The following is a 19,799-nucleotide window of genomic DNA, read 5'->3' on the forward strand; positions in this document are numbered from 1 at the left end:
CTGTAGTTCTGGTCGACAACTAGACTGGCTGCTTCCAGCTTGAACTCAGGGGTAAAACTTCTTCTTTGTTTTGTCATTGAACACCTCTTTGGAGGTCATATTACCTCCTAAAATGGTGTCCGGGATCAGTTAACCACTACATAATGCCTTGATTCATTACAATGAGGACGGAGAACTAGATAATTTAGGCCATCCTTATAAAGACAACTGAACATTTCATTCGACAGTTTCTTTCCAAGTCAGATGTTCATATAAGCCAGTCCAGTAATAGCCAAAACTCGCTGCAAAAAGTAATTCCTCAATCGGAATATGGAGAACGAACAACCCGCTGAGTGCATCCAGATTCCAGACGCGCTCAATATACCCTGGTGAGAGACTCTCAAGCCCAAGAACAAACACCGAATAATAAATAAGAAAAAGTGCACTTCCCCATATGCTTTTTAGCGCTAGATCGGTTCTGCATAAACTATTGGCGATACCTCCCGCAACCATAGCTATTATAGCGGGGTAAATCGGATTCCACTCCCAGAGCATTAAGATTGGAAACAAAATAAATGGTGTCGTGACGGCCAGAATATGATGAGCGTGTCTCTTAGATAAACGAATAGCTAGTGGCATAGTTTGCAACTTCTGACCCGTGATTACGTTGTAAGCCACAGCACCAATTCCACCGATACCAAAACAAAAAATCAAACTTTCAATATCAAACCCCGTTTTGAGAGCTAAATTGAACATGCTCGGTGGACTCCAGTAGTCTGGAACAAATAATGGTTCGGTAAAACCAAAAAGCATTGTGATTGAGCTTGCTTTTAACATGACCGAGCGATATGTAGGTGTAATTAGGTATACAGCCAGCCATGGTATAAGAAATGCCAAAGACCAGACTAACCATACGTACTGTTCATCCATTCTGAGATAACTCCTAGAGAATAAGTCACCACGATGTATCACTTTCGAGTGATAATTTATGTGTGAAAGAAGAAATACTAATAAATAAAATTCTTTCTTACATTACAATTTTGTCAGAATTTGTGTGAATCATTACAAGTTCATTACATTGCTTCTTTTTTCTTAAGGCTGAGGTTAGTATCACACTATTAGTTGCTGGTGTATAAATGGATGTTTAGAGTTTCAAACTTATTATTTCTAATCCTTATCGTGATGGCTTACTTAGGTCAGCCGCTAATTGCTTTATCTTCCCCATGTAAAGATATGGAAATGCGTACAATGACAGAATCTTACTCAATGGGCTCTGTCCATGATGGCCATATTCAGCAAGTTCGCAGTAAAAATTTGACATCTGAATGTTGTATTATTTCCACTTGCGGCATGAACTCTTGTCTGCATCATAGTCAAGAGGCTATTACATTCTCACTTTCCCCCCAAGCGTTCAAAGTGCAAAATGCAGTCAGCCTTGCTCTTAACTTAACGAGCTTCTACTCAAACTTTGAAACAAACTCATTGTTTCGTCCTCCGATTTCACTCATTACAGTATAGATGTAGCCACTCTAGACAACTGTATAGGTCAACACTGAAATGTGTGCCACACATGTCATCATTCGTTAAAGTTTTACATATTAAGAATAGCACTTTTGGCATTTTGCCTATTAATGAATGACCTACATTAGAGCTCAATGAGTGAGATTCTTATTAATAGTAATTGATACTGCGTTAAATGAGCCTAATTCGGAATATGAGCAATGAGTAATAACAAATATTTTTTTAGTACAGAACCACTGAAAGCTTTAGTTTTGATGGCTCTGATGTTCAATTCTTTGTCTTTGACAGCCCAAGAGTTGTCTCTTGAAAAAGCGATCGAGCTTGCTCATCAGAGTGATCCTTGGATAAAAGGAAGTTATCAGAAAGAACAGGCAAATATTGCTCAGAGTATAGCAGCTGGACAGTTACCGGATCCTGTCATATCACTCGGATTAGCAAATATGCCTCTTGACAGTTTGAACTTTAATCAGGAGCCAATGACACAACTCATGGCTGGTGTCTCCCAAGTTTTCCCTCGAGGTCAAACTCTCGAGTTACAAAGACAAAAATTGGAAGATATAAGCCGACAACATCCTTTTATGCGTCAAGATAGGTATGCAAAAGTGAAACTGACAGTCACTCAATTATGGCTCGACTTGTATGAGAGCCAAGAGTCTATTCGTCTGATTGAGAACGACAGATCATTGTTTGAATACCTTGTTGAAGTTGCCGAGGTTAGTTACAGCAGTGCTTTTGGTAGAAGTCGTCAACAGGATCTAGTTAGAGCTCAACTTGAGCTGACACGCATTGAAGACCGCCTTACAGTACTCGATAAAAAAAGAAGCGAAACCCAAGAAAAACTTGCTGAATGGCTTTATGACACAGGGACCCACTGGCAAGAGATGGGCGTTTCCCAAATACTGCCAGAAATAGAACTTAAAAATTTTCACGAAGCAACCAACAATCAATTGCAGTACGAGGCGCCTGATTTCACTGATCACCCAATGATTAGAAGCCTTGACCAGCAGATCATGGCTTCAGAAACAAATATTGTTCTGACAAAACAAAAATACAAACCGCAATTTGGCATCAATGCAAGCTATGGTTTCCGTGACGATGCGCCAGGGGGGCAAAATCGCAGTGATCTATTTTCTGTTGGTATTAGCTTTGATTTACCGATTTTTACGGAAAAACGGCAAGACAAGGAAGTAGAAGCGGCAGTAAGCAGTATGGAAGCCTTAAAAACAGATAAAACACTCGCATTACGTGCTATCAACGCTCGTTTTAATGAGGCCAGTGAAAGACTAAGTTGGCTGGAAAAACGCCAGAGACTCTACAGCGATCGTCTGTTGAAAGAGATGAACGATCAGGCTGAAGCCTCCTTAAACGCTTACACCAATGATGATGGTGACTTTGCCGAAGTCGTCCGCGCTCGTATTGCAGAACTCAATGCCAACATCGACTACCTAAATATCAACGTAGACAGGCTAAAAACAATTGCCGCATTGAATTATTTCTCAAGTTCATCTGAATACATGACATCTATTAACGGGAAACAACATGACTAGCTCATACAAAACTTTATTATTGATGCTGTTTGCAATACTGCTTACCGCAGTAATTACATACGGTGTGACGCGTGTATATTTTGAAAATAATACCGTTAGTAATAGTGAAGCAGAACAAAAGCAACCACTGTATTGGGTTGCACCGATGGATCCCAACTACCGTCGAGACAAAGCTGGTAAATCACCAATGGGTATGGATTTGATTCCTGTGTATGAAGAAAATGAAACCTCTCAGAATTCTGGTCCAGGAACAATTACCATCTCTCCAGATGTTGTGAATAATATCGGGGTTAGAACTGTTAAAGCTGAGTATGGCCCAATTCATTCAGAAATAAATACAGTCGGTTATGTTCAATATGATGAAGACAAGCTAGTTCATATCCATCCACGAGTCGAGGGCTGGGTTGACAAGCTATATGTCAAAGCGGCAGGTGATCCCATTAAAAACGGACAACCACTTTATAAACTCTATTCACCTGAACTTGTAAACGCTCAAGAAGAGCTTGTCTTGGCGCTCAACCGAGACAATGTACGCTTAATTAAAGCAGCTGAGGACCGCTTGAAAGCATTACAAATAGCCAACTCCGTTATTAATCAAATAAAACAAACTCGCAAGGTTCAGCAAGCCATTACGTTTTATGCTCCACAGAGCGGAGTCATCGATAATCTTAATGTGCGTGAAGGATTTTATGTCAAGCCAGGCATGAATTTGATGTCAGTAGGTGATCTCAGTACAGTCTGGGTTGAAGCTGAAATCTTTGAACGTCAGGCAGAGTTAGTCAAAGCAGGGCAAGCGGTTACCATGACGCTAGATTATATGCCTGGAACAAAGTGGATTGGAAAAGTCGACTATGTTTATCCCACATTGAATGACGAGACAAGAACAGTTCGTGTTCGTCTTCGTTTTGATAACGAAGATTATGCCCTCAAACCAAATATGTTTGCTCAAGTAACAATAGCGACCGGTGAGGGGGAAGAAAAACTAATGATCCCAATGGAGGCGCTTATCCGAACTGGCGATCAAGATCGTGTTGTTCTAGCTCTTGGGGAGGGTCAGTTTAAGTCGATTACTGTTATCGCCGGCAACATTGGCGAAAGTCATGTAGAAATCATCAATGGTCTCGAACCGGGCGAGGAAGTGGTCAGTTCTGCACAGTTTCTTCTTGACTCAGAATCCAGTAAGACTTCAGATTTCAAGCGTATCCATCATGAAGACTCAAAACCACGGTCTGTATGGGTTGAGGCCAAGATTGAGTCTGTTATGACGGAACATCATATGGTCACAGCCGCTCATTCAGCAATCAGCGAGTGGGATTGGCCAGCTATGACTATGGATTTCAGTGTCAGTGAAAATATTGATCTGAGCGCTCTCTCAAAAGGTACTCAACTGCACATGGAAATTACCAACTCAGGTACTGAATACTACGAAATTACTGGAATTCACATTAAAGAAAGTGGTACTAGCACGGTGAATGAGGAGTCTGCCACAGAGGGTGACGTCAAATTACAATTTATAGATGATGAAAGTATGAACCATAAAAAGCATCAAGAAAAAAACACTCAAATGGATAGTTCCGAAAGTTCTGAGCATTCACATCATCAACACTCAGGCATGTAGAAGGGAATACTTATGGTTGAGTCAATAATTCGCTGGTCTGTCAGTAATCGCTTTTTTGTAGTGCTTGCCACTTTGATTTTGGTCGGCGTTGGTGTGTTCTCCTTAAAAAACACACCGGTAGATGCGATTCCTGATCTTTCTGATGTTCAGGTCATTATCAAGACAAACTATCCGGGACAGGCGCCACAAGTTGTTGAGGATCAGGTCACCTACCCATTAACGACAGCAATGTTATCAGTACCGGGTGCCGTTACAGTAAGAGGGTATTCATTTTTTGGTGACTCCTATGTCTACGTAATTTTCGATGAAGATACAGATCTATACTGGGCACGCAGCAGGGTATTGGAATACCTGAGTCAGGTGGCACCTTCACTACCCGAAAATGCCAGACCGCAACTGGGCCCTGATGCTACAGGTGTAGGATGGGTTTATCTTTATGCACTAATAGACAGAACCGGTCAACACGACATCAGCGAATTACGCTCATTGCAGGACTGGTTCCTGAAATACGAACTACAAACAGTACCTGGGGTATCTGAAGTTGCGGCTGTTGGTGGTATGGTCAAGCAATATCAGGTAACTGTGAACCCTGAAAAAATTCGCGCTTTTGGCATCCCTATGTCACATATCCAGACTGCCATCAAGCGAGCTAATCAGGAGGTAGGTGCCTCCGTAGTAGAAATGGCTGAAGCTGAATATATGGTGAGAGCGACTGGCTATATTCAGTCCAAAACGGACTTGGCTCAAGTCCCATTGGGCGTCAATAGCCGGGGCACACCTCTTACGCTTGGTGATGTTGCAGACATCAAGCTTGGACCACAAATGCGGAGAGGTATCGCAGAGTTTAATGGCCTTGGAGAAACTGTCGGTGGTGTAGTTGTAATGCGTTTTGGCGAGAACGCACAAAAAACCATTGAAGGTGTTAAAGATAAATTGCAGGAACTCCAGAAAGGCCTGCCAGAGGGTGTTGAATTTGTGACGGTTTATGACCGTTCGGGGCTTATTGGACGTGCGGTTGATAATCTTTGGCACAAATTATTAGAAGAGTTTGCTGTTGTTGCACTGGTTTGTATGCTCTTTTTGTTCCATATACGGTCATCACTCGTTGCTATTGTCAGTCTCCCTGTCGGTATTCTAACTGCATTTACTGTCATGCATATGCAAGGTATTAATGCCAATATTATGTCTCTGGGAGGTATTGCTATAGCCATCGGTGCGATGATCGACGGCGCTATAGTGATGATTGAGAACATGCACAAACACATGGAAAAAACGCCTCTAACCAAGGAAAACAGATGGCAAGTGGTGGCTGAGTCTGCTTCTGAAGTCGGCCCGGCATTATTCTTCAGTCTACTGATCATTACTGTCAGCTTTGTGCCAGTCTTTACATTGGAAGCCCAAGAAGGTCGTATGTTTTCACCGCTGGCCTTTACTAAAACCTATGCGATGGCTGCATCTGCAGCATTGGCGATTACATTAGTTCCTGTGTTGATGGGCTACTTTATTCGTGGAAAAGTGTTGCCAGAACATAGAAACCCTATTAATCGATTACTGGTAGCTTCTTACATGCCTGTTTTGAAAATGGTTTTGGCGTTTCCCAAAACGGCCATTTTCATTGCGTTACTTGCCTTGGGTTCTACCTACTGGCCTTTGCAGAACATCGGTAGTGAGTTTATCCCTCCACTTGATGAAGGCGATCTCATGTATATGCCTACTACATATCCCAGCATATCTATTGGTAATGCCCGAGAAATTCTTCAGCAAACCGACAAGTTGATTATGACCGTACCTGAAGTAAAAACTGTTTTTGGCAAAATTGGTCGAGCTGAAACAGCAACCGATCCAGCGCCACTGACGATGATTGAAACATTCATTCAGTTAAAAGACCGAAGCGAATGGCGTGAAGGTATGACAACAGAATTGCTGAAAAAAGAGCTTGATAATCTGGTCAAATTGCCTGGTCTCACCAATGCTTGGGTTATGCCGATAAAAACCCGGATTGATATGTTGGCAACAGGGATAAAAACACCGGTTGGGATCAAGGTTGCTGGCGCAGATATTTCTGTTATTCAGCAAATAGGTCAACAACTCGAAACAATATTGGCAGAGGTGCCCGGCACCGCCTCGGTCTATTCTGAACGTGTTGCCGGAGGACGTTATATTAAAGTTGATATTGATCGAGGAAAAGCCTCCCGTTTCGGCCTAAATATTGCTGATGTGCAACAGGTTGTTGCATCTGCCATTGGTGGAGTCAATGTTACCCAGACGGTAGAGGGACTTGAACGTTATCCCGTGAATATACGATACCCACAATCATATCGCGACTCTCCAGAGCAGATGGCATTATTGCCGATAGTCACAGCAAAAGGACAAAGGATTGCTCTGGGTGATGTAGCAGAAATAAAAATTGAAAATGGTCCCCCAGCTATCAAAAGTGAGAATTCCCGCATTAATGGCTGGACATTCGTTGATATAGAAGGCGTTGATATTGGTTCCTATGTCGAGAACGCTATGGAAAAGGTTCGCGCAGAATTGGACTTGCCCGCGGGTTATTCAATTCATTGGTCAGGCCAATATGAATATATGCTGCGAGCTAAAGAAAAGCTTACTTATGTTGTTCCGTTGACATTAGCGATCATTGCCATTCTCTTATTCATAAATTTTAGGAATTTTACAGAAGTAGCACTGTTAATGGGGACACTGCCTTTTGCCTTGATTGGCAGCATTTGGTTGCTTGACTTGCTGAACTTCAACTTCTCTATCGCTGTTGGAGTTGGTTTTATTGCTCTGGCGGGCGTTGCTGTTGAAATCAGTGTCATTATGTTGGTCTACCTTAATCAAGCTTGGCGAGAAGAACTTACAAAGAACTCAACTAGCACATTAAGTAAGGCCCAGTTGAGGCAAGCCGTGATCTCTGGGGCGGGACTGCGTGTGCGCCCAGTCATGATGACAGCGGCGGCGGTCATCATAGGTTTGATACCCATACTATTTGGTACAGGAACCGGCTCTGAAGTAATGAGCCGAATTGCAGCTCCTATGGTGGGCGGTATGGTGAGTTCAGTAATTCTGACTTTATTGGTTCTACCTGTCGTATTTTATTTATGGAAACTAAAGGTTAAATGAAGTCTCACGATTCATGGTCGACCTTCTTTGCGCCTATAAATAACACGAGGAGTAGTCAAATAACACTCAGATTCAGATTTTCATTTCTATTAATTCATTTGTTCAGAGGAATATAAATATTGATTGAAGATATGATTGAGCGAATCATTAAGTCTATGTTTCTTAATTTACTTCTCATTTATTGACCTATGTCAAGGACACAGGTTTATAGTTTAACTAGCATGACAATTAAACCGAAGTTTTAAACGCAGCTTTGACACTTAATAGTCAGGCAATAGGAGTAGGTCATGCTTGTTAATGAAGTGGCAAAAACATTGAAAATAGGTCCTGAAACAGTACGGTTTTACACACGTATAAAATTGCTACAGCCTCAAAAGAACCGATTTAACGGTTATCGAGAATATGGCAATAAAGATATCCATCGGTTGAAGTTTATATTAGCCGCAAGACAGCTTGGTTTCTCGGTCGATGATATTCAGCAGATCCTAGCCGACGCCGACAAGAAGAGGTCCCCTTGTCCCGAGGTAAGGCGTCTTCTGGCTAAGCGACTGCAGGAAACAGAGCTACGTTTCAGGGAAATGCAGCAATTAAGGAAAAAAATGAAAAAAGCGGTCGCCCAATGGAAAGAAATACCCGATATGGAACCTACAGGTCAAATGATTTGCCATTTGATAGAAGAATTTACTGTCCCATTTATAACGGAGGAAAAGTAATGAAAATACATTCAATACATCAAAGTGAAACAGCTAAGCAAGGTTGCTGCTGTACAAACAATGCCTCCGTCGTAACGAAGGTAGGCATTGAGCAATTAGTCAGTCAGTTACCAGTCAAACAATTAAAAGTTGAAGGTGCTAACTGTGGTGGCTGTGTACAGAGCATTGAAAAAGCCCTTCAATCTCTGAACGGTGTAAGCAATGCCAGCATGGATCTGGCCAGTGGTGTCGTATCAGTGGGCGGAACAGTCCAGATAGATGAACTAATTGCCACCCTGGAAAAAGCAGGATACCCAGCGACTGTTTTGGACTAACTCGGGATTTACACATGAACACAAAGAATACAGAAGCCTCAGACAAGCCCGGCCAACATAGTGCTGAAAAAAATATAGCTTATGTTTGTCCAATGCACCCGGAAGTAAGGTCAGAACAGCCGGGCGATTGCCCGAAATGTGGTATGCACCTGGTGCCAGAAACTGAGCTCAAATCTCATCATGAGCATCCACAGCACACGGGCTCAGAAACCTCTGGCAATGAACCTGATTGTTGTGGGGGGCATAAAACTATGTCCCAAATGCATCATCAACATGACACAGCAACCAAAAGTAAAAGTGCTGTTCAGGGTGAATACGATAGTGTTCCTCAAGGCTGGAAAGGTCCTGTATATACCTGCCCGATGCATGCAGAAGTTCGCCGTACAGAGCCGGGCTCATGTCCAATATGCGGTATGGGTCTGGAGCTGGAATCTGCTGCAATGGCGGTGGATGAACCTAATCTCGAGCTTGTAGATTTTACCCGGCGTTTCTGGGTCGGCGCAGCGCTAACCATTCCACTTCTTATCCTCACAATGAGTCCATACATTGGATTTAGTCAGATTCGTGAGCTTTTGGGAGAAAGCTTATCTCTGTGGTTTGAGGTATTGCTAGCAACCCCGGTTATCCTCTGGTCCGGCTGGCCTTTTTTCGTACGTGGCTGGAATTCGTTCCGCACTATGAATCTGAACATGTTCTCACTGATAGGCATGGGTGTGTCAACAGCTTATCTATACTCAATGGTTGCCATGATTGCCCCGGATATATTTCCATCTGGCTTTAGGGATCCAGAAACAGGACATGTGGGCGTCTATTTTGAGGCAGCAGCTGTCATCATCACATTAGTACTGCTTGGACAGGTGATGGAACTGCGTGCTCGAGAGGGTACCGGTAAGGCCATTCGAGCACTTCTGGATTTGGCTGCCAAGACAGCACGCGTTATTAGGCCGGATGGCAAGGAAGAAGAAATTCCTCTTGAAGAAGTCCATGTCGGTGATCAGATCAGAGTGAGACCTGGCGATAAAGTACCCGTAGACGGAGTTGTGGTCGAAGGTCGTTCGTCAGTGGATGAAAGTATGATTTCTGGTGAACCTGTCCCCGTTGAGAAGACAGAAGGTGAAAAGTTAACCGGGGCGACAATTAATGGTACGGGTAGTTTGATTATGGAAGCGACGCGAGTTGGTTCTGACACGATGCTTGCTCAAATCGTGGAAATGGTTGCTGCAGCACAACGATCACGTGCACCGATTCAAAAATGGGCTGACATGGTCGCCGGCAAGTTCGTACCAGCTGTAATTGGCATCGCAATCATTTCTTTCATTGCTTGGTCAATCTGGGGACCAGCCCCCGCCTTATCCTATGCACTCGTATCAGCGGTAGCTGTCTTGATCATTGCTTGTCCCTGTGCGCTAGGCCTCGCTACGCCTATGTCAATTATGACGGCAACAGGGCGTGGAGCACAGGCAGGCGTATTAATCAAAAATGCTGAGGCATTAGAGCGTTTCGAGAAGGTTGATACACTAATAGTCGATAAGACAGGAACCTTAACTGAGGGTAAACCAAAACTTGTTGCCGTACTACCCGAAGCAGGCCATGACGAGGCAGAGGTGCTTCGACTTGCCGCCTCGCTTGAGCGCGGCTCAGAACACCCACTGGCTGAAGCTATCGTCAGAGGTGCTGAGGAACGAAAAGTAGCGCTAACAGACGCAACAGACTTTGAAGCTGTCACAGGCAAGGGCGTCAAAGGTGTTGTGGACGGTAACGCCGTGGCACTTGGTAACCTCGCGCTGATGACTGATTTGGGGCTGAAGAATGATGAGCTCACCAGTAAAGCCAATAAACGCCGTGATCAGGGTGAAACTGTGATGTTTATTGTTCTTGAAGACCAGATCGCCGGCTTGGTATCTGTGGCGGACCCAGTAAAAGAAACAACTCCCGCAGCGCTTAAATCACTGCATGAGCTAGGTCTGAAAATCATCATGGCTACGGGGGACAATGAACGCACAGCCAAGGCAGTTGCTGCGCGACTCGGTATTGACGAAATTCGTGCTGACGTTCTGCCAGCAGATAAGGCCCGTATTATTAAAGAGCTACAGCAACAAGGGCGTAAAGTGGCTATGGCTGGAGATGGTGTTAACGATGCACCAGCACTGGCTCAGGCCGATGTAGGCATAGCAATGGGTACCGGTGCTGATGTCGCCATCGAAAGTGCAGGATTTACTTTAGTTAAAGGTGACCTGGACGGAATAGTCCGTGCTCGTCGACTTGCTCATGCCACCATGAAAAATATTCGGCAAAACTTGTTCTTTGCTCTGATATATAACGCTTCAGGAGTGCCCATCGCAGCGGGAATACTCTATCCATTCCTTGGCATTCTAATTGGGCCAATTTTCGCTGCATTTGCCATGAGTGCCTCTTCCTTATCTGTCGTACTAAATGCGCTGAGACTCCGGCGGGCAAAAATATGAACGATCTAGACACTGAGGTACAAAACAGAAATAAGAGGTGGCTATGAATATTCACAAAGTTATTGCGATTTTCGATGAACTGCGTCTGGATGAAGTGGAACAGACATTAATACAACACGGTGTAAAGGGCTTTACTTTACACCCAGTTCGTGGACGAGGTCATTATTTTGATAGCTTTAATCGAGATCACTTGACTAAGCATATTCAAATGGAAGTATACACTAGCGCTGACCAATCGCGACTGATTGCTCAACTGGTTTTGGATGCTGCTCATATGAATGTCGATAGTGAAGGTTTAGTCACAATTGTGTCAGTGAATGATCTGCTCTGGATACACACTAAGAAGAGTGCAACAGACGCTGATTTTCACATACATATGTGAGGTACGTTATGGATACACAGAAACCATCATTTTGGAATACGCCTGCAGGCTTTGCTGCACTCGTATTGATTGGCGTTGTTACTTATTTTCTTTTGATGGAACATCGCCAGCATGTTTGGCAGTTCTTGCCTTATTTGATTCTACTGGCTTGCCCTTTTTTACATCTCTTTATGCATGGCAGTCATGGGGGACATGGCGGTCATCAACATGGGGAGGGGGAGTCTGAGCAGGATGCCTATCAACGCGGACTGGAGGATGGCCGCAAAGAGCATGAGCACCATCATTAACAGTCAGGATAAGACAATATTACTGGAGAATAAATATGCATGGTGATTCAGCTTACGGGCTTTGGATGCTGGTTTTAATTAATTCAGCAATATTTATATTTTTTGCCTTTAGTTTTACTAAGCCAAAGACCAAAACAGACTGGCGTAGTCTGGGGGCGTTTTCAGCATTCATTATTGCACTATTCACCGAAATGTATGGGTTCCCACTAACCATCTATTTTTTGTCAGGCTGGTTGGTAGAAAAGTATCCCGGTGTAGATTTCATGTCACATGAAAATGGACATTTATTGCATACGCTATTCGGTTTTGAAGGTAACCCGCATTTTGATCCACTGCATATTGCAAGCAATGTCGTCATTATTCTTGGTTTCTTTTTACTGTCTTCTGCCTGGAGCGTATTACATCACGCCCAACAAAACAGACAACTGGCAACAACCGGATGGTACGCAAGAATGCGCCATCCACAATACATCGCTTTTATTATGATTATGTTTGGCTTTTTGTTGCAATGGCCAACTATTCCGACCTTGGTTATGTTCCCAATTCTGGTCATTGTTTATATCCGCTTAGCCAAACGAGAAGAGCACATGGCACTTGACGAGTTTGGCGATGAATACCGACGCTACATGGCGACGACACCCGGATGGTTTCCAAAATTCTAATTAGGCTTGGATATGCAATAAATAGAGCGTTAGTTTACATAGGAGACAATAAAATGACGAAACACAGGCAGGGCATTAATCTCGGTTTTTTGACAAAACATAAGCTGGGGCTAGTTGGGCTTGAACAAACCAATAGCAGTGAGATGATTGCTGAGATCGATTCATTACCATGGGTTGACGATGTCAGGCTAAATACCAATAAGCAAACGCTTAACATTGCTTACGAGGCATCTCTCCACAACATCGATGAATTGCTTGTAATTGTTGAAAAACACGGTGCGTCAATTAAAGACAGTTGGTGGAGCCAGACAAAACTTGGCTGGCAACGACAAACCGACGAAAACATAAAAAACAATGCCAAACATGAGCCCCACTGCTGTAATAAAGCACCTTCAGGTAACAAACTCAGGTAAACAGAATTGTTTTCCCAGTGCTGAGATATAGAGAGATGAGAATCTTTTTTGCATGCGTTCCAGCAGGCTCACTTAATCACTATCGGCATACTGAACTAAGGAATTAAAAATTTAGCCATGACTACATCACACCTACTGTCTATTGTTGATATGGGCATAGATACCCACCAGGAGCCGGTGGTATACATGCGAAGTGATTGCCATATCTGTCGTTCAGAAGGCTTCACCGCCAACAGCCGGGTCACGCTCCGTTTTAATGAAAACAGCGTCATTGCAACCTTGAATGTGGTTGATGGACAACTTTTGCCGTCAGGCACAGCAGGCTTATCCAGAATCGCCATGCACCGCCTGAGTGCTATTGAGGGGCAGAAGCTCATGGTCAGTCATGCCCCCGTCGTTACCTCATTGAGTCATGTACGAAAAAAAGTATTTGGCAACAAGCTCAGTGACGATGAAATTGCTGACATTATCAAAGACATCAGTGCGCACCGCTATTCTGATATAGAAATTGCCAGTTTTCTCAGTGTTTGTGCAGGAAGTCGCCTGGACGTTGATGAGATAATTGGCCTGACCCAGGCCATGGTTGAATGCGGTAAGCGCCTATCCTGGTCTGGTCAAAACATGATTCTCGATAAACACTGCATTGGGGGCCTGCCAGGTAACCGTACTACACCGCTGGTTGTTTCAATTGTCAGTGCGGCAGGGCTGGTCATTCCCAAAACATCATCAAGGGCGATCACTTCACCAGCTGGCACTGCAGACACAATGGAGGCGCTGACTACCGTCAACCTTAACCTCAATGATATTCAGCGTGTTGTTGCTGACACTAACGCATGTCTTGCCTGGGGAGGTGCCGTTAACCTGAGCCCAGCAGACGATCTGTTAATTCGGATAGAACGTGCACTTGACCTAGACGGAGAGGGGCAACTTATCGCTTCCGTCCTTTCAAAAAAAATTGCTGCAGGTTCAACCCATGCAGTGGTTGACATTCCTGTTGGTCCCACGGCCAAGGTCCGCTCGGACAAAGAAGCCAACAGACTGGCTTCGCTGTTTACTCAGGTGGGTGCTGCTTGTGGCATCAACATCCGCTGTCTTATTACGGATGGTAGTCAACCTGTTGGTCTGGGGATCGGTCCCGTTGAAGAAGCACGGGACGTGCTTTCAGTCTTGCAGGGAGACAATGATGCGCCGCTAGATCTCCGTGAGCGTGCTTTGTTCTTGGCTGCTAACCTGTTTTCTCTGTCATATCAGGAGAGTGTGGAACAAGGTCTCTTGAGGGCCACATCAATATTAGATAGTGGTAAAGCTTTGCAGCAGTTTCAGCGCATTGTTCAAGCACAAGGTGGTATCAAACAGCTGCCAGAAGCCCGTTATCAGCATACGGAGCTCGTTCCAGAAGCCTGTGCAATCACTGAAATAGATAATCGTAAGTTAGCACGTCTGGCAAAACTCGCAGGTGCGCCAGGCAGTCCCGCTGCCGGGGTGAGGCTGCACGCTAAAGTTGGTGACACCCTGAGTAAAGGGGAACCATTATTTACTTTATTCAGTGACAGTGAGGGAGAACGCGATTACGCACTCGCTTATTACAGTGAGCAGGGCAACCCTTTCACTATTAACTTGACTTAAAAGGCTAAGCGATCACATGCCAGCAGATTCAGTAAATCACATTCCTCAACGTAAACAGGCAGGCAAAGCACAACCCCTCGTATTTGCCCTTGAGCCACATCCATTGCAACTATCACTTGCAGATCTGTTAAATGGGGAGGCGGGCGAGTTCGATACAAGACGATTTCCTGATGGCGAATCGTATCTTCGTGTCCTGTCTCCAGTCGCTGGACGCAGCTGCCTGGTCATTGCCGATTTATCGCGTCCAAACGCTAAGTATTTACCTTTGATCTTTCTGTTAAATACGTTGCGTGAACTTGGTGCTGCCAGTGTCGGCTTGATAGCACCTTACTTGAGCTATATGAGACAGGATCGGCGTTTCATAGAAGGCGAAGCAATAACATCAAAAATATTCGCGCAAGACCTTTCCCATCACATGGATTGGTTGGTCACTGTGGATCCGCATTTGCATCGCTATCATGCGCTGGATGAAATTTATCAGGTTCCTTCAACGGTAGTTCAAGGGGCACCGGCATTAGCTCAGTGGCTAAAAGAAAAAAAAGATTTGTTACTGATAGGACCTGACGCTGAGAGTGAGCAGTGGGTGTCTGAGATCGCTGAGCAGAGCGGTCACCCATTCGTTATTGGTACTAAACAACGCTATGGAGATCGTAACGTCGAAATATTTTTGCCTGATATTGACCAATACAGTTCGCATACAGCAGTGATTATTGATGATGTGATTTCCAGTGGGCATACCGTTCTGGAGTGTATCAACACACTTAAAGCAAAAGGCATCGCTCATATTCTTTGTGCTGCCATACATGGCATTTTTTCTGAAGGTGTCGATATGGATTTGATGTCAGCCGGATTGGAATCACTGGTTACAACTAACACGATTGTTCATCATACCAACGGCATTGATATGGCACCGTTATTGGTTACCGCCGTGGAAGCTTTCTTATCAGAAACGACAATTCAGGGAGGTCAGCCATGAGAGTAACTTTTCTTGGCGGGACGGAGACAGTCACCGGTTCAAAATTTCTTGTGGAAACCGAACATAGCCGCATATTGATCGACTGCGGTCTTTTTCAGGGTTACAAATGGCTGCGGGAACGCAATTGGCAACCACTCGATCTGGAAGTCGATGAACTTGACGCAGTGATTCTCACCCATGCGCATTTGGATCATTCAGGTTATATACCCGTCCTTTTTAAACAGGGTTTCCGTGGACCGGTATTTACCCATCATGCTACCAAGAATCTATGTAGGATTTTGTTGGCTGACAGTGGTCATATTCAGGAAGAAGATGCGAGATATTACAGTAAACACAAATTAGGCAAACATGCCCATCCAGAACCACTTTATGACCGTCATACTGCTGAAAACAGTATTGAACTGTTTCAGTCCATCGACTTTGATGAACCAGTGGAAATAAAAGACTGTCGTTTTCACCTGCAACTGGCCGGACATATTCTCGGTGCGGCAAGCATTATCCTGGAAGCAGAAGGCAAACGAATAGGCTTCTCTGGCGATGTGGGCAGGTTTTCAGATGTGTTGATGAAAGCACCTCGACCCTTGCCTGCTCTTGACCATTTATTGTTGGAGTCGACATACGGAAATCGACAACATAGTGGTATCGATCCGTTCAAACAATTGGCGGATGTGGTTAGTAATGTGGCCCACCATGGCGGCGTCTTACTCATACCCGCTTTTGCCGTGGGACGAGCGCAAGCTTTACAACACATGCTTGCATCAATGATGGCTGACGAAGTTATTCCTGAAATGCCTATATATCTCGATAGCCCGATGGCGATTAAGGTTTCGGATGTTTTTTGCGAATTCAAAGACCAACACCGTCTTGATAGGGACCAATGTCATCGTATGTGTAACGTTGTCACCTATACCCGATCAGTAGAAGAATCCAAGGCACTGGCAGGGCAAACATATCCTCACATCATCATTGCGGGCAGCGGGATGGCCACTGGCGGACGCATTCTACATCATTTCAAAAGGTTGCTGGGCAACAACAAAACAACAGTATTGTTCACCGGTTATCAAGCAGGCGGAACACGGGGAGCTAAGCTGGTAGATGGTGTTGACGCAGTGAAAATTCATGGCGAGTGGATACCGGTGCGAGCTAGGATTGATTCAATATCAGGTTTGTCTGGGCATGGGGATTACATGGAATTAACCAGGTGGTTAAAAGATTCAGACTTAAAGCCAGGTACACAAATCCACTTGGTACATGGTGATAGCGAGGCACTTGAAGCTTTCCGCGTTCATCTGAACGAAAATACCCGATTTGCAGTTAATGTGGCTGAGAATAGGAGTGTTTTACATATATGATCTTTTGTAACACTAAACAATTTTTTCTTTAGTCGGGAGTGCCCCATGCAAGTAGAAACTTTAAGAGATGTATTACATTGGACAAGCGACTTTCATCAGCACCTGACAGCATGTTTAAAACATTGTGCCGACAGTAATAAAAGTGAACGAGCGAAAATGCTTCTAAAGTATTTATCAGAACATGAAGAAAAGCTTGCTCATGTGATCCATGAGTTTGAAACTAAGGGGGATGAGCATGCTTTAAACACCTGGTGTTATGAATATTTGAATAAAAACCCCATAGTTCAACATCACCATTGTGACGCGCCATTTTCTCAACTATCAACCACTGAAATTATGCGAGTGATTATCGATCAGCATAATCAAGTGATAGAACTTTATCGTTACTTGCATGATCGTGCAGATATTCCCTCGGCTCAAGAGTTGCTTGAGATGCTCAAATCCTTTGAGGAGCATGAAATGATGTTAATGGTTCAGTCTGCCAACCGTTCAGAAGATATGTAACGTAACTCTCATTACGGCGATCACATTTGGAAAAGCAGATGGATAGATGCAATTCATGCATTACGCTTCCTGATGACGCCAAGGAAGAGTTTATCGTCTTCGTTGAAGGTGATGAACTGTATACAAGCATGCTATCTGCCATTTCAAAAGCGCAGCACTCAATACAACTGGAAACATATATCTTTGCCTATGACCAGATAGGAAAAACTTTTGTGAGTGCACTGGCAGAAAGAGCCAGAAATGGTGTTGAAGTCAGGGTGCTTGTTGATGCCGTGGGCTCATCACGCTGGTCATCACAGCAACTGATTAAAGCTTTGCGACAAAGCGGTGTGGAACTGCATTGGTTTCATACTTGGAGCTGGCAGCATCCATTACGTTATAACTGCAGGGACCACCGAAAACTGCTGGTTGTGGACAGTAAAGTAGCATTTTTAGGCGGCTTTAATATTCACAAGGAAAATTCAAAAAATTTATCCGGGGATGCACGCTGGCGAGATACACACATTCGGTTTACAGGTATAAAAGCGAACGAGGCATCACAGTTATTCGATCTTTTTTGGTCTGGGCACCTGCGAGAGGTAGTCAGCCAGCCAGCCACTGGCAGCCAGCTGTTACACAATCAAACTTTAGCTTGCCGACACCGGCTAAGATGCGAATATGCTTCAGTTTTTGAACAAGCAAAGCGCACTGTCTATATAACAACACCTTATTTTGTTCCTGATTCTTACACTATTAACGAGCTCATTAAAACCTCAAACCGTGGTGTAGATGTCAAATTACTCGTTCCACGGAAAAGTGACGTCCGTATTGCATTATGGGCATCCCGAAGTCTTTACGCGCCAATGCTTGCAAGCGGTATAGAGATATACGAATTTTTACCTAGGATACTTCATGCGAAAACGGTTGTTATTGATAAAACCTGGTCGTTCATTGGTACAGCAAACCTCGACTACCGAAGTTTATTTATTAATTATGAGTTAACTCTGGTCAGTGCAAACAGGCATTTAAGCGAGACGCTCGAAGAACAATTTCTCTACGATCTCAAGGAAGCTGAAAAGGTATCTTCAGACCAGTGGTTTAAGCGTGACCTTTTAGCCAGGTTGGCTGGTTTAGTTGCTTCCATTTTGAAGCGATGGCTGTAAAGCGCTATGACATTAAACGAGATAATAACGGTGATCAAGCATCTGTGAGACTGAGATATTAGATTACTTTATACATTGAATGAGGGAATACATTATGAGTTCTGGCCGTAACGACAGCGTACGAGGATCAACTCTAGAAAAAATACATGCCTACTGGCAAGCCTGTAACTATTTGGCAGTGACAACTGCTAAAGTAATACAACAGCCGGCTCTGTCACGTTGCATCTGGGTAACGGTGCCATTCTTTGTGCTATACATAATGGTATTAGTGTTGATACATCTATGGGCTTTACTCCTGCGGTAGGCGTGATGATGGAAACCAGAAGCGGTGATCATGATCCCACCATTCCTTGATATATGTTCAGCACAGCTATGGGATGGGTCAAGATGAAGTAAATAAGAAATTAACTGCTGAATCGGGTTTAGAAGCAGTGTGTGGTTACCACAATATGCGAGAGTTCCTCAGTCGGATGCATTGTGGTGATATAGATGCAAAGCTGGCAGTTGATATGTTCGTTTACCGAGTCCGTAAAGCCATTGGTGAGTATATGGTGGTGCTTGGTCGCGTCGATGCCATTGTTTTCTCTGGCGGTATCGGGGAAAACTATCCAGAGATACGAGCACGCTGTTGTGAGGACCTTGAACAATTTGGCATACGACTGGAAGAGGTGGGGAAAAATAAGATGAAAATTAAAGCTGAACAGGTACAGATTTTGACAATGGAAAGTTTGACACATATTTTTGTTATCAAAACAAACGAAGAGTATCAGCTAGCAAAAGAAGCCGATAAGTATCTCACTAAAACCGCTTCTAACTAATGGGTCACTGACAGGAAAGTTCATTGATTATTCAAACTGTAGTGTTTCTGTGCATTGCTGCGATTCTCGCATTTAATGACAGTGTCTTTGAGCGGTTAAGATTGCCCAAAGCAGCCTTAACTTTGCTCCTAGGTATCATTATCGGGCCCGCAGTTTTAACATTGGTTCATTTGAATAAAGTCGAGCAGCTCCTTTCAGAAGGTGCCGTAATAATTATGGGTATCCGGAATTTCTGGTTGATAAAATGCCAAAGATGTAAAGAAGAAAATCTTTCTCAGCGGATTATCTGATTGATCCTCTTCAGCCTACTCTACTGCCAATTTTCTGTTTCCACCTTCGCCTGAGTCTTCATAGCGA

The 19,799-nt window shown here is 44.0% G+C and carries 18 protein-coding genes; 17 read left to right on the forward strand and 1 reads right to left on the reverse strand.

Features of this window, described 5'->3' with window-relative positions:
* Window positions 1-216: 216 nt before the first annotated feature.
* The gene (locus AC13DA_RS00360) at window positions 217-909 is read right to left on the reverse strand and encodes a lycopene cyclase domain-containing protein (RefSeq protein WP_007146145.1); all 693 of its coding nucleotides are present in this window, start codon (window positions 907-909) and stop codon (window positions 217-219) included.
* Window positions 910-1,700: 791 nt separating this feature from the next.
* Here AC13DA_RS00360 and AC13DA_RS00365 point away from each other — a divergent pair.
* The 17 genes from AC13DA_RS00365 to AC13DA_RS00445 all read left to right on the forward strand — a co-directional run bounded on the left by AC13DA_RS00365 (window position 1,701) and on the right by AC13DA_RS00445 (window position 19,442).
* Window positions 1,701-3,047, forward strand: coding sequence for a TolC family protein (locus tag AC13DA_RS00365; protein ID WP_482945763.1), 1,347 nt, complete (start codon window positions 1,701-1,703; stop codon window positions 3,045-3,047).
* Window positions 3,040-4,665, forward strand: coding sequence for an efflux RND transporter periplasmic adaptor subunit (locus AC13DA_RS00370; protein ID WP_482945764.1), 1,626 nt, complete (start codon window positions 3,040-3,042; stop codon window positions 4,663-4,665). Before AC13DA_RS00365 ends, AC13DA_RS00370 begins: the two co-directional genes overlap by 8 nt.
* A gap of 12 nt (window positions 4,666-4,677) precedes the next feature.
* Window positions 4,678-7,788, forward strand: coding sequence for an efflux RND transporter permease subunit (locus AC13DA_RS00375; RefSeq protein ID WP_482945765.1), 3,111 nt, complete (start codon window positions 4,678-4,680; stop codon window positions 7,786-7,788).
* Between the two features lie 287 nt (window positions 7,789-8,075).
* On the forward strand, window positions 8,076-8,501 hold the full coding sequence (locus tag AC13DA_RS00380; protein WP_482945766.1) for a MerR family transcriptional regulator: 426 nt from the start codon (window positions 8,076-8,078) through the stop codon (window positions 8,499-8,501).
* Window positions 8,501-8,815 carry a heavy-metal-associated domain-containing protein gene (locus tag AC13DA_RS00385; protein ID WP_482945767.1) on the forward strand — a complete coding sequence of 105 codons (315 nt, stop codon included), beginning with the start codon at window positions 8,501-8,503 and terminating at the stop codon, window positions 8,813-8,815. Before AC13DA_RS00380 ends, AC13DA_RS00385 begins: the two co-directional genes overlap by 1 nt.
* 14 nt (window positions 8,816-8,829) lie before the next feature.
* Entirely contained in the window at window positions 8,830-11,280 is a 2,451-nt protein-coding gene (locus AC13DA_RS00390) for a copper-transporting P-type ATPase (RefSeq protein WP_482945768.1), read from the forward strand.
* 43 nt (window positions 11,281-11,323) lie between these two features.
* Window positions 11,324-11,662, forward strand: a complete 339-nt coding sequence (locus tag AC13DA_RS00395; protein WP_482945769.1) for a P-II family nitrogen regulator — start codon at window positions 11,324-11,326, stop codon at window positions 11,660-11,662.
* A gap of 8 nt (window positions 11,663-11,670) precedes the next feature.
* The gene (locus AC13DA_RS00400; RefSeq protein WP_482945770.1) at window positions 11,671-11,949 is read left to right on the forward strand and encodes a DUF2933 domain-containing protein; all 279 of its coding nucleotides are present in this window, start codon (window positions 11,671-11,673) and stop codon (window positions 11,947-11,949) included.
* A gap of 35 nt (window positions 11,950-11,984) precedes the next feature.
* Window positions 11,985-12,611 (forward strand): methyltransferase family protein, encoded by a 627-nt coding sequence (locus AC13DA_RS00405; protein WP_482945771.1) that lies wholly within the window; start codon window positions 11,985-11,987, stop codon window positions 12,609-12,611.
* 53 nt (window positions 12,612-12,664) lie between these two features.
* Window positions 12,665-13,024, forward strand: a complete 360-nt coding sequence (locus AC13DA_RS00410; protein ID WP_482945772.1) for a hypothetical protein — start codon at window positions 12,665-12,667, stop codon at window positions 13,022-13,024.
* Window positions 13,025-13,141: 117 nt separating this feature from the next.
* Window positions 13,142-14,650, forward strand: a complete 1,509-nt coding sequence (locus AC13DA_RS00415) for a thymidine phosphorylase family protein (protein ID WP_482945773.1) — start codon at window positions 13,142-13,144, stop codon at window positions 14,648-14,650.
* A 16-nt stretch (window positions 14,651-14,666) separates the two neighbouring features.
* Window positions 14,667-15,626, forward strand: a complete 960-nt coding sequence (locus AC13DA_RS00420; protein ID WP_482945774.1) for a ribose-phosphate diphosphokinase — start codon at window positions 14,667-14,669, stop codon at window positions 15,624-15,626.
* Window positions 15,623-16,978, forward strand: a complete 1,356-nt coding sequence (locus tag AC13DA_RS00425; protein WP_007146160.1) for an MBL fold metallo-hydrolase RNA specificity domain-containing protein — start codon at window positions 15,623-15,625, stop codon at window positions 16,976-16,978. The genes AC13DA_RS00420 and AC13DA_RS00425 overlap by 4 nt, the downstream gene beginning before the upstream one ends.
* 45 nt (window positions 16,979-17,023) lie before the next feature.
* Window positions 17,024-17,482, forward strand: a complete 459-nt coding sequence (locus tag AC13DA_RS00430; RefSeq protein WP_007146161.1) for a hypothetical protein — start codon at window positions 17,024-17,026, stop codon at window positions 17,480-17,482.
* Between the two features lie 38 nt (window positions 17,483-17,520).
* Window positions 17,521-18,624: a phospholipase D-like domain-containing protein gene (locus AC13DA_RS00435; RefSeq protein WP_482945775.1), complete on the forward strand. Its 1,104-nt coding sequence runs from the start codon at window positions 17,521-17,523 to the stop codon at window positions 18,622-18,624.
* A gap of 219 nt (window positions 18,625-18,843) precedes the next feature.
* Window positions 18,844-18,978 carry an acetate/propionate family kinase gene (locus AC13DA_RS00440; RefSeq protein ID WP_007146163.1) on the forward strand — a complete coding sequence of 45 codons (135 nt, stop codon included), beginning with the start codon at window positions 18,844-18,846 and terminating at the stop codon, window positions 18,976-18,978.
* A gap of 23 nt (window positions 18,979-19,001) precedes the next feature.
* Window positions 19,002-19,442: an acetate kinase gene (locus AC13DA_RS00445; RefSeq protein WP_007146164.1), complete on the forward strand. Its 441-nt coding sequence runs from the start codon at window positions 19,002-19,004 to the stop codon at window positions 19,440-19,442.
* Window positions 19,443-19,799 lie beyond the last annotated feature (357 nt).

Source organism: Methylophaga sp. F-2 (assembly GCF_056859315.1).

What these genes read in the sequence shown, in the direction of transcription:
- AC13DA_RS00390 (WP_482945768.1), top strand. Translation starts at nt 8,830, where the DNA reads ATGAACACAAAGAATACAGAAGCCTCAGACAAGCCCGGCCAACATAGT.
- AC13DA_RS00385 (WP_482945767.1), top strand. Translation starts at nt 8,501, where the DNA reads ATGAAAATACATTCAATACATCAAAGTGAAACAGCTAAGCAAGGTTGC.
- AC13DA_RS00375 (WP_482945765.1), top strand. Translation starts at nt 4,678, where the DNA reads ATGGTTGAGTCAATAATTCGCTGGTCTGTCAGTAATCGCTTTTTTGTA.
- AC13DA_RS00405 (WP_482945771.1), top strand. Translation starts at nt 11,985, where the DNA reads ATGCATGGTGATTCAGCTTACGGGCTTTGGATGCTGGTTTTAATTAAT.
- AC13DA_RS00365 (WP_482945763.1), top strand. Translation starts at nt 1,701, where the DNA reads ATGAGTAATAACAAATATTTTTTTAGTACAGAACCACTGAAAGCTTTA.
- AC13DA_RS00360 (WP_007146145.1), bottom strand. Translation starts at nt 909, where the DNA reads ATGGATGAACAGTACGTATGGTTAGTCTGGTCTTTGGCATTTCTTATA.
- AC13DA_RS00380 (WP_482945766.1), top strand. Translation starts at nt 8,076, where the DNA reads ATGCTTGTTAATGAAGTGGCAAAAACATTGAAAATAGGTCCTGAAACA.
- AC13DA_RS00400 (WP_482945770.1), top strand. Translation starts at nt 11,671, where the DNA reads ATGGATACACAGAAACCATCATTTTGGAATACGCCTGCAGGCTTTGCT.
- AC13DA_RS00435 (WP_482945775.1), top strand. Translation starts at nt 17,521, where the DNA reads ATGGATAGATGCAATTCATGCATTACGCTTCCTGATGACGCCAAGGAA.
- AC13DA_RS00410 (WP_482945772.1), top strand. Translation starts at nt 12,665, where the DNA reads ATGACGAAACACAGGCAGGGCATTAATCTCGGTTTTTTGACAAAACAT.
- AC13DA_RS00430 (WP_007146161.1), top strand. Translation starts at nt 17,024, where the DNA reads ATGCAAGTAGAAACTTTAAGAGATGTATTACATTGGACAAGCGACTTT.
- AC13DA_RS00420 (WP_482945774.1), top strand. Translation starts at nt 14,667, where the DNA reads ATGCCAGCAGATTCAGTAAATCACATTCCTCAACGTAAACAGGCAGGC.
- AC13DA_RS00370 (WP_482945764.1), top strand. Translation starts at nt 3,040, where the DNA reads ATGACTAGCTCATACAAAACTTTATTATTGATGCTGTTTGCAATACTG.
- AC13DA_RS00395 (WP_482945769.1), top strand. Translation starts at nt 11,324, where the DNA reads ATGAATATTCACAAAGTTATTGCGATTTTCGATGAACTGCGTCTGGAT.
- AC13DA_RS00445 (WP_007146164.1), top strand. Translation starts at nt 19,002, where the DNA reads ATGGGTCAAGATGAAGTAAATAAGAAATTAACTGCTGAATCGGGTTTA.
- AC13DA_RS00415 (WP_482945773.1), top strand. Translation starts at nt 13,142, where the DNA reads ATGACTACATCACACCTACTGTCTATTGTTGATATGGGCATAGATACC.
- AC13DA_RS00425 (WP_007146160.1), top strand. Translation starts at nt 15,623, where the DNA reads ATGAGAGTAACTTTTCTTGGCGGGACGGAGACAGTCACCGGTTCAAAA.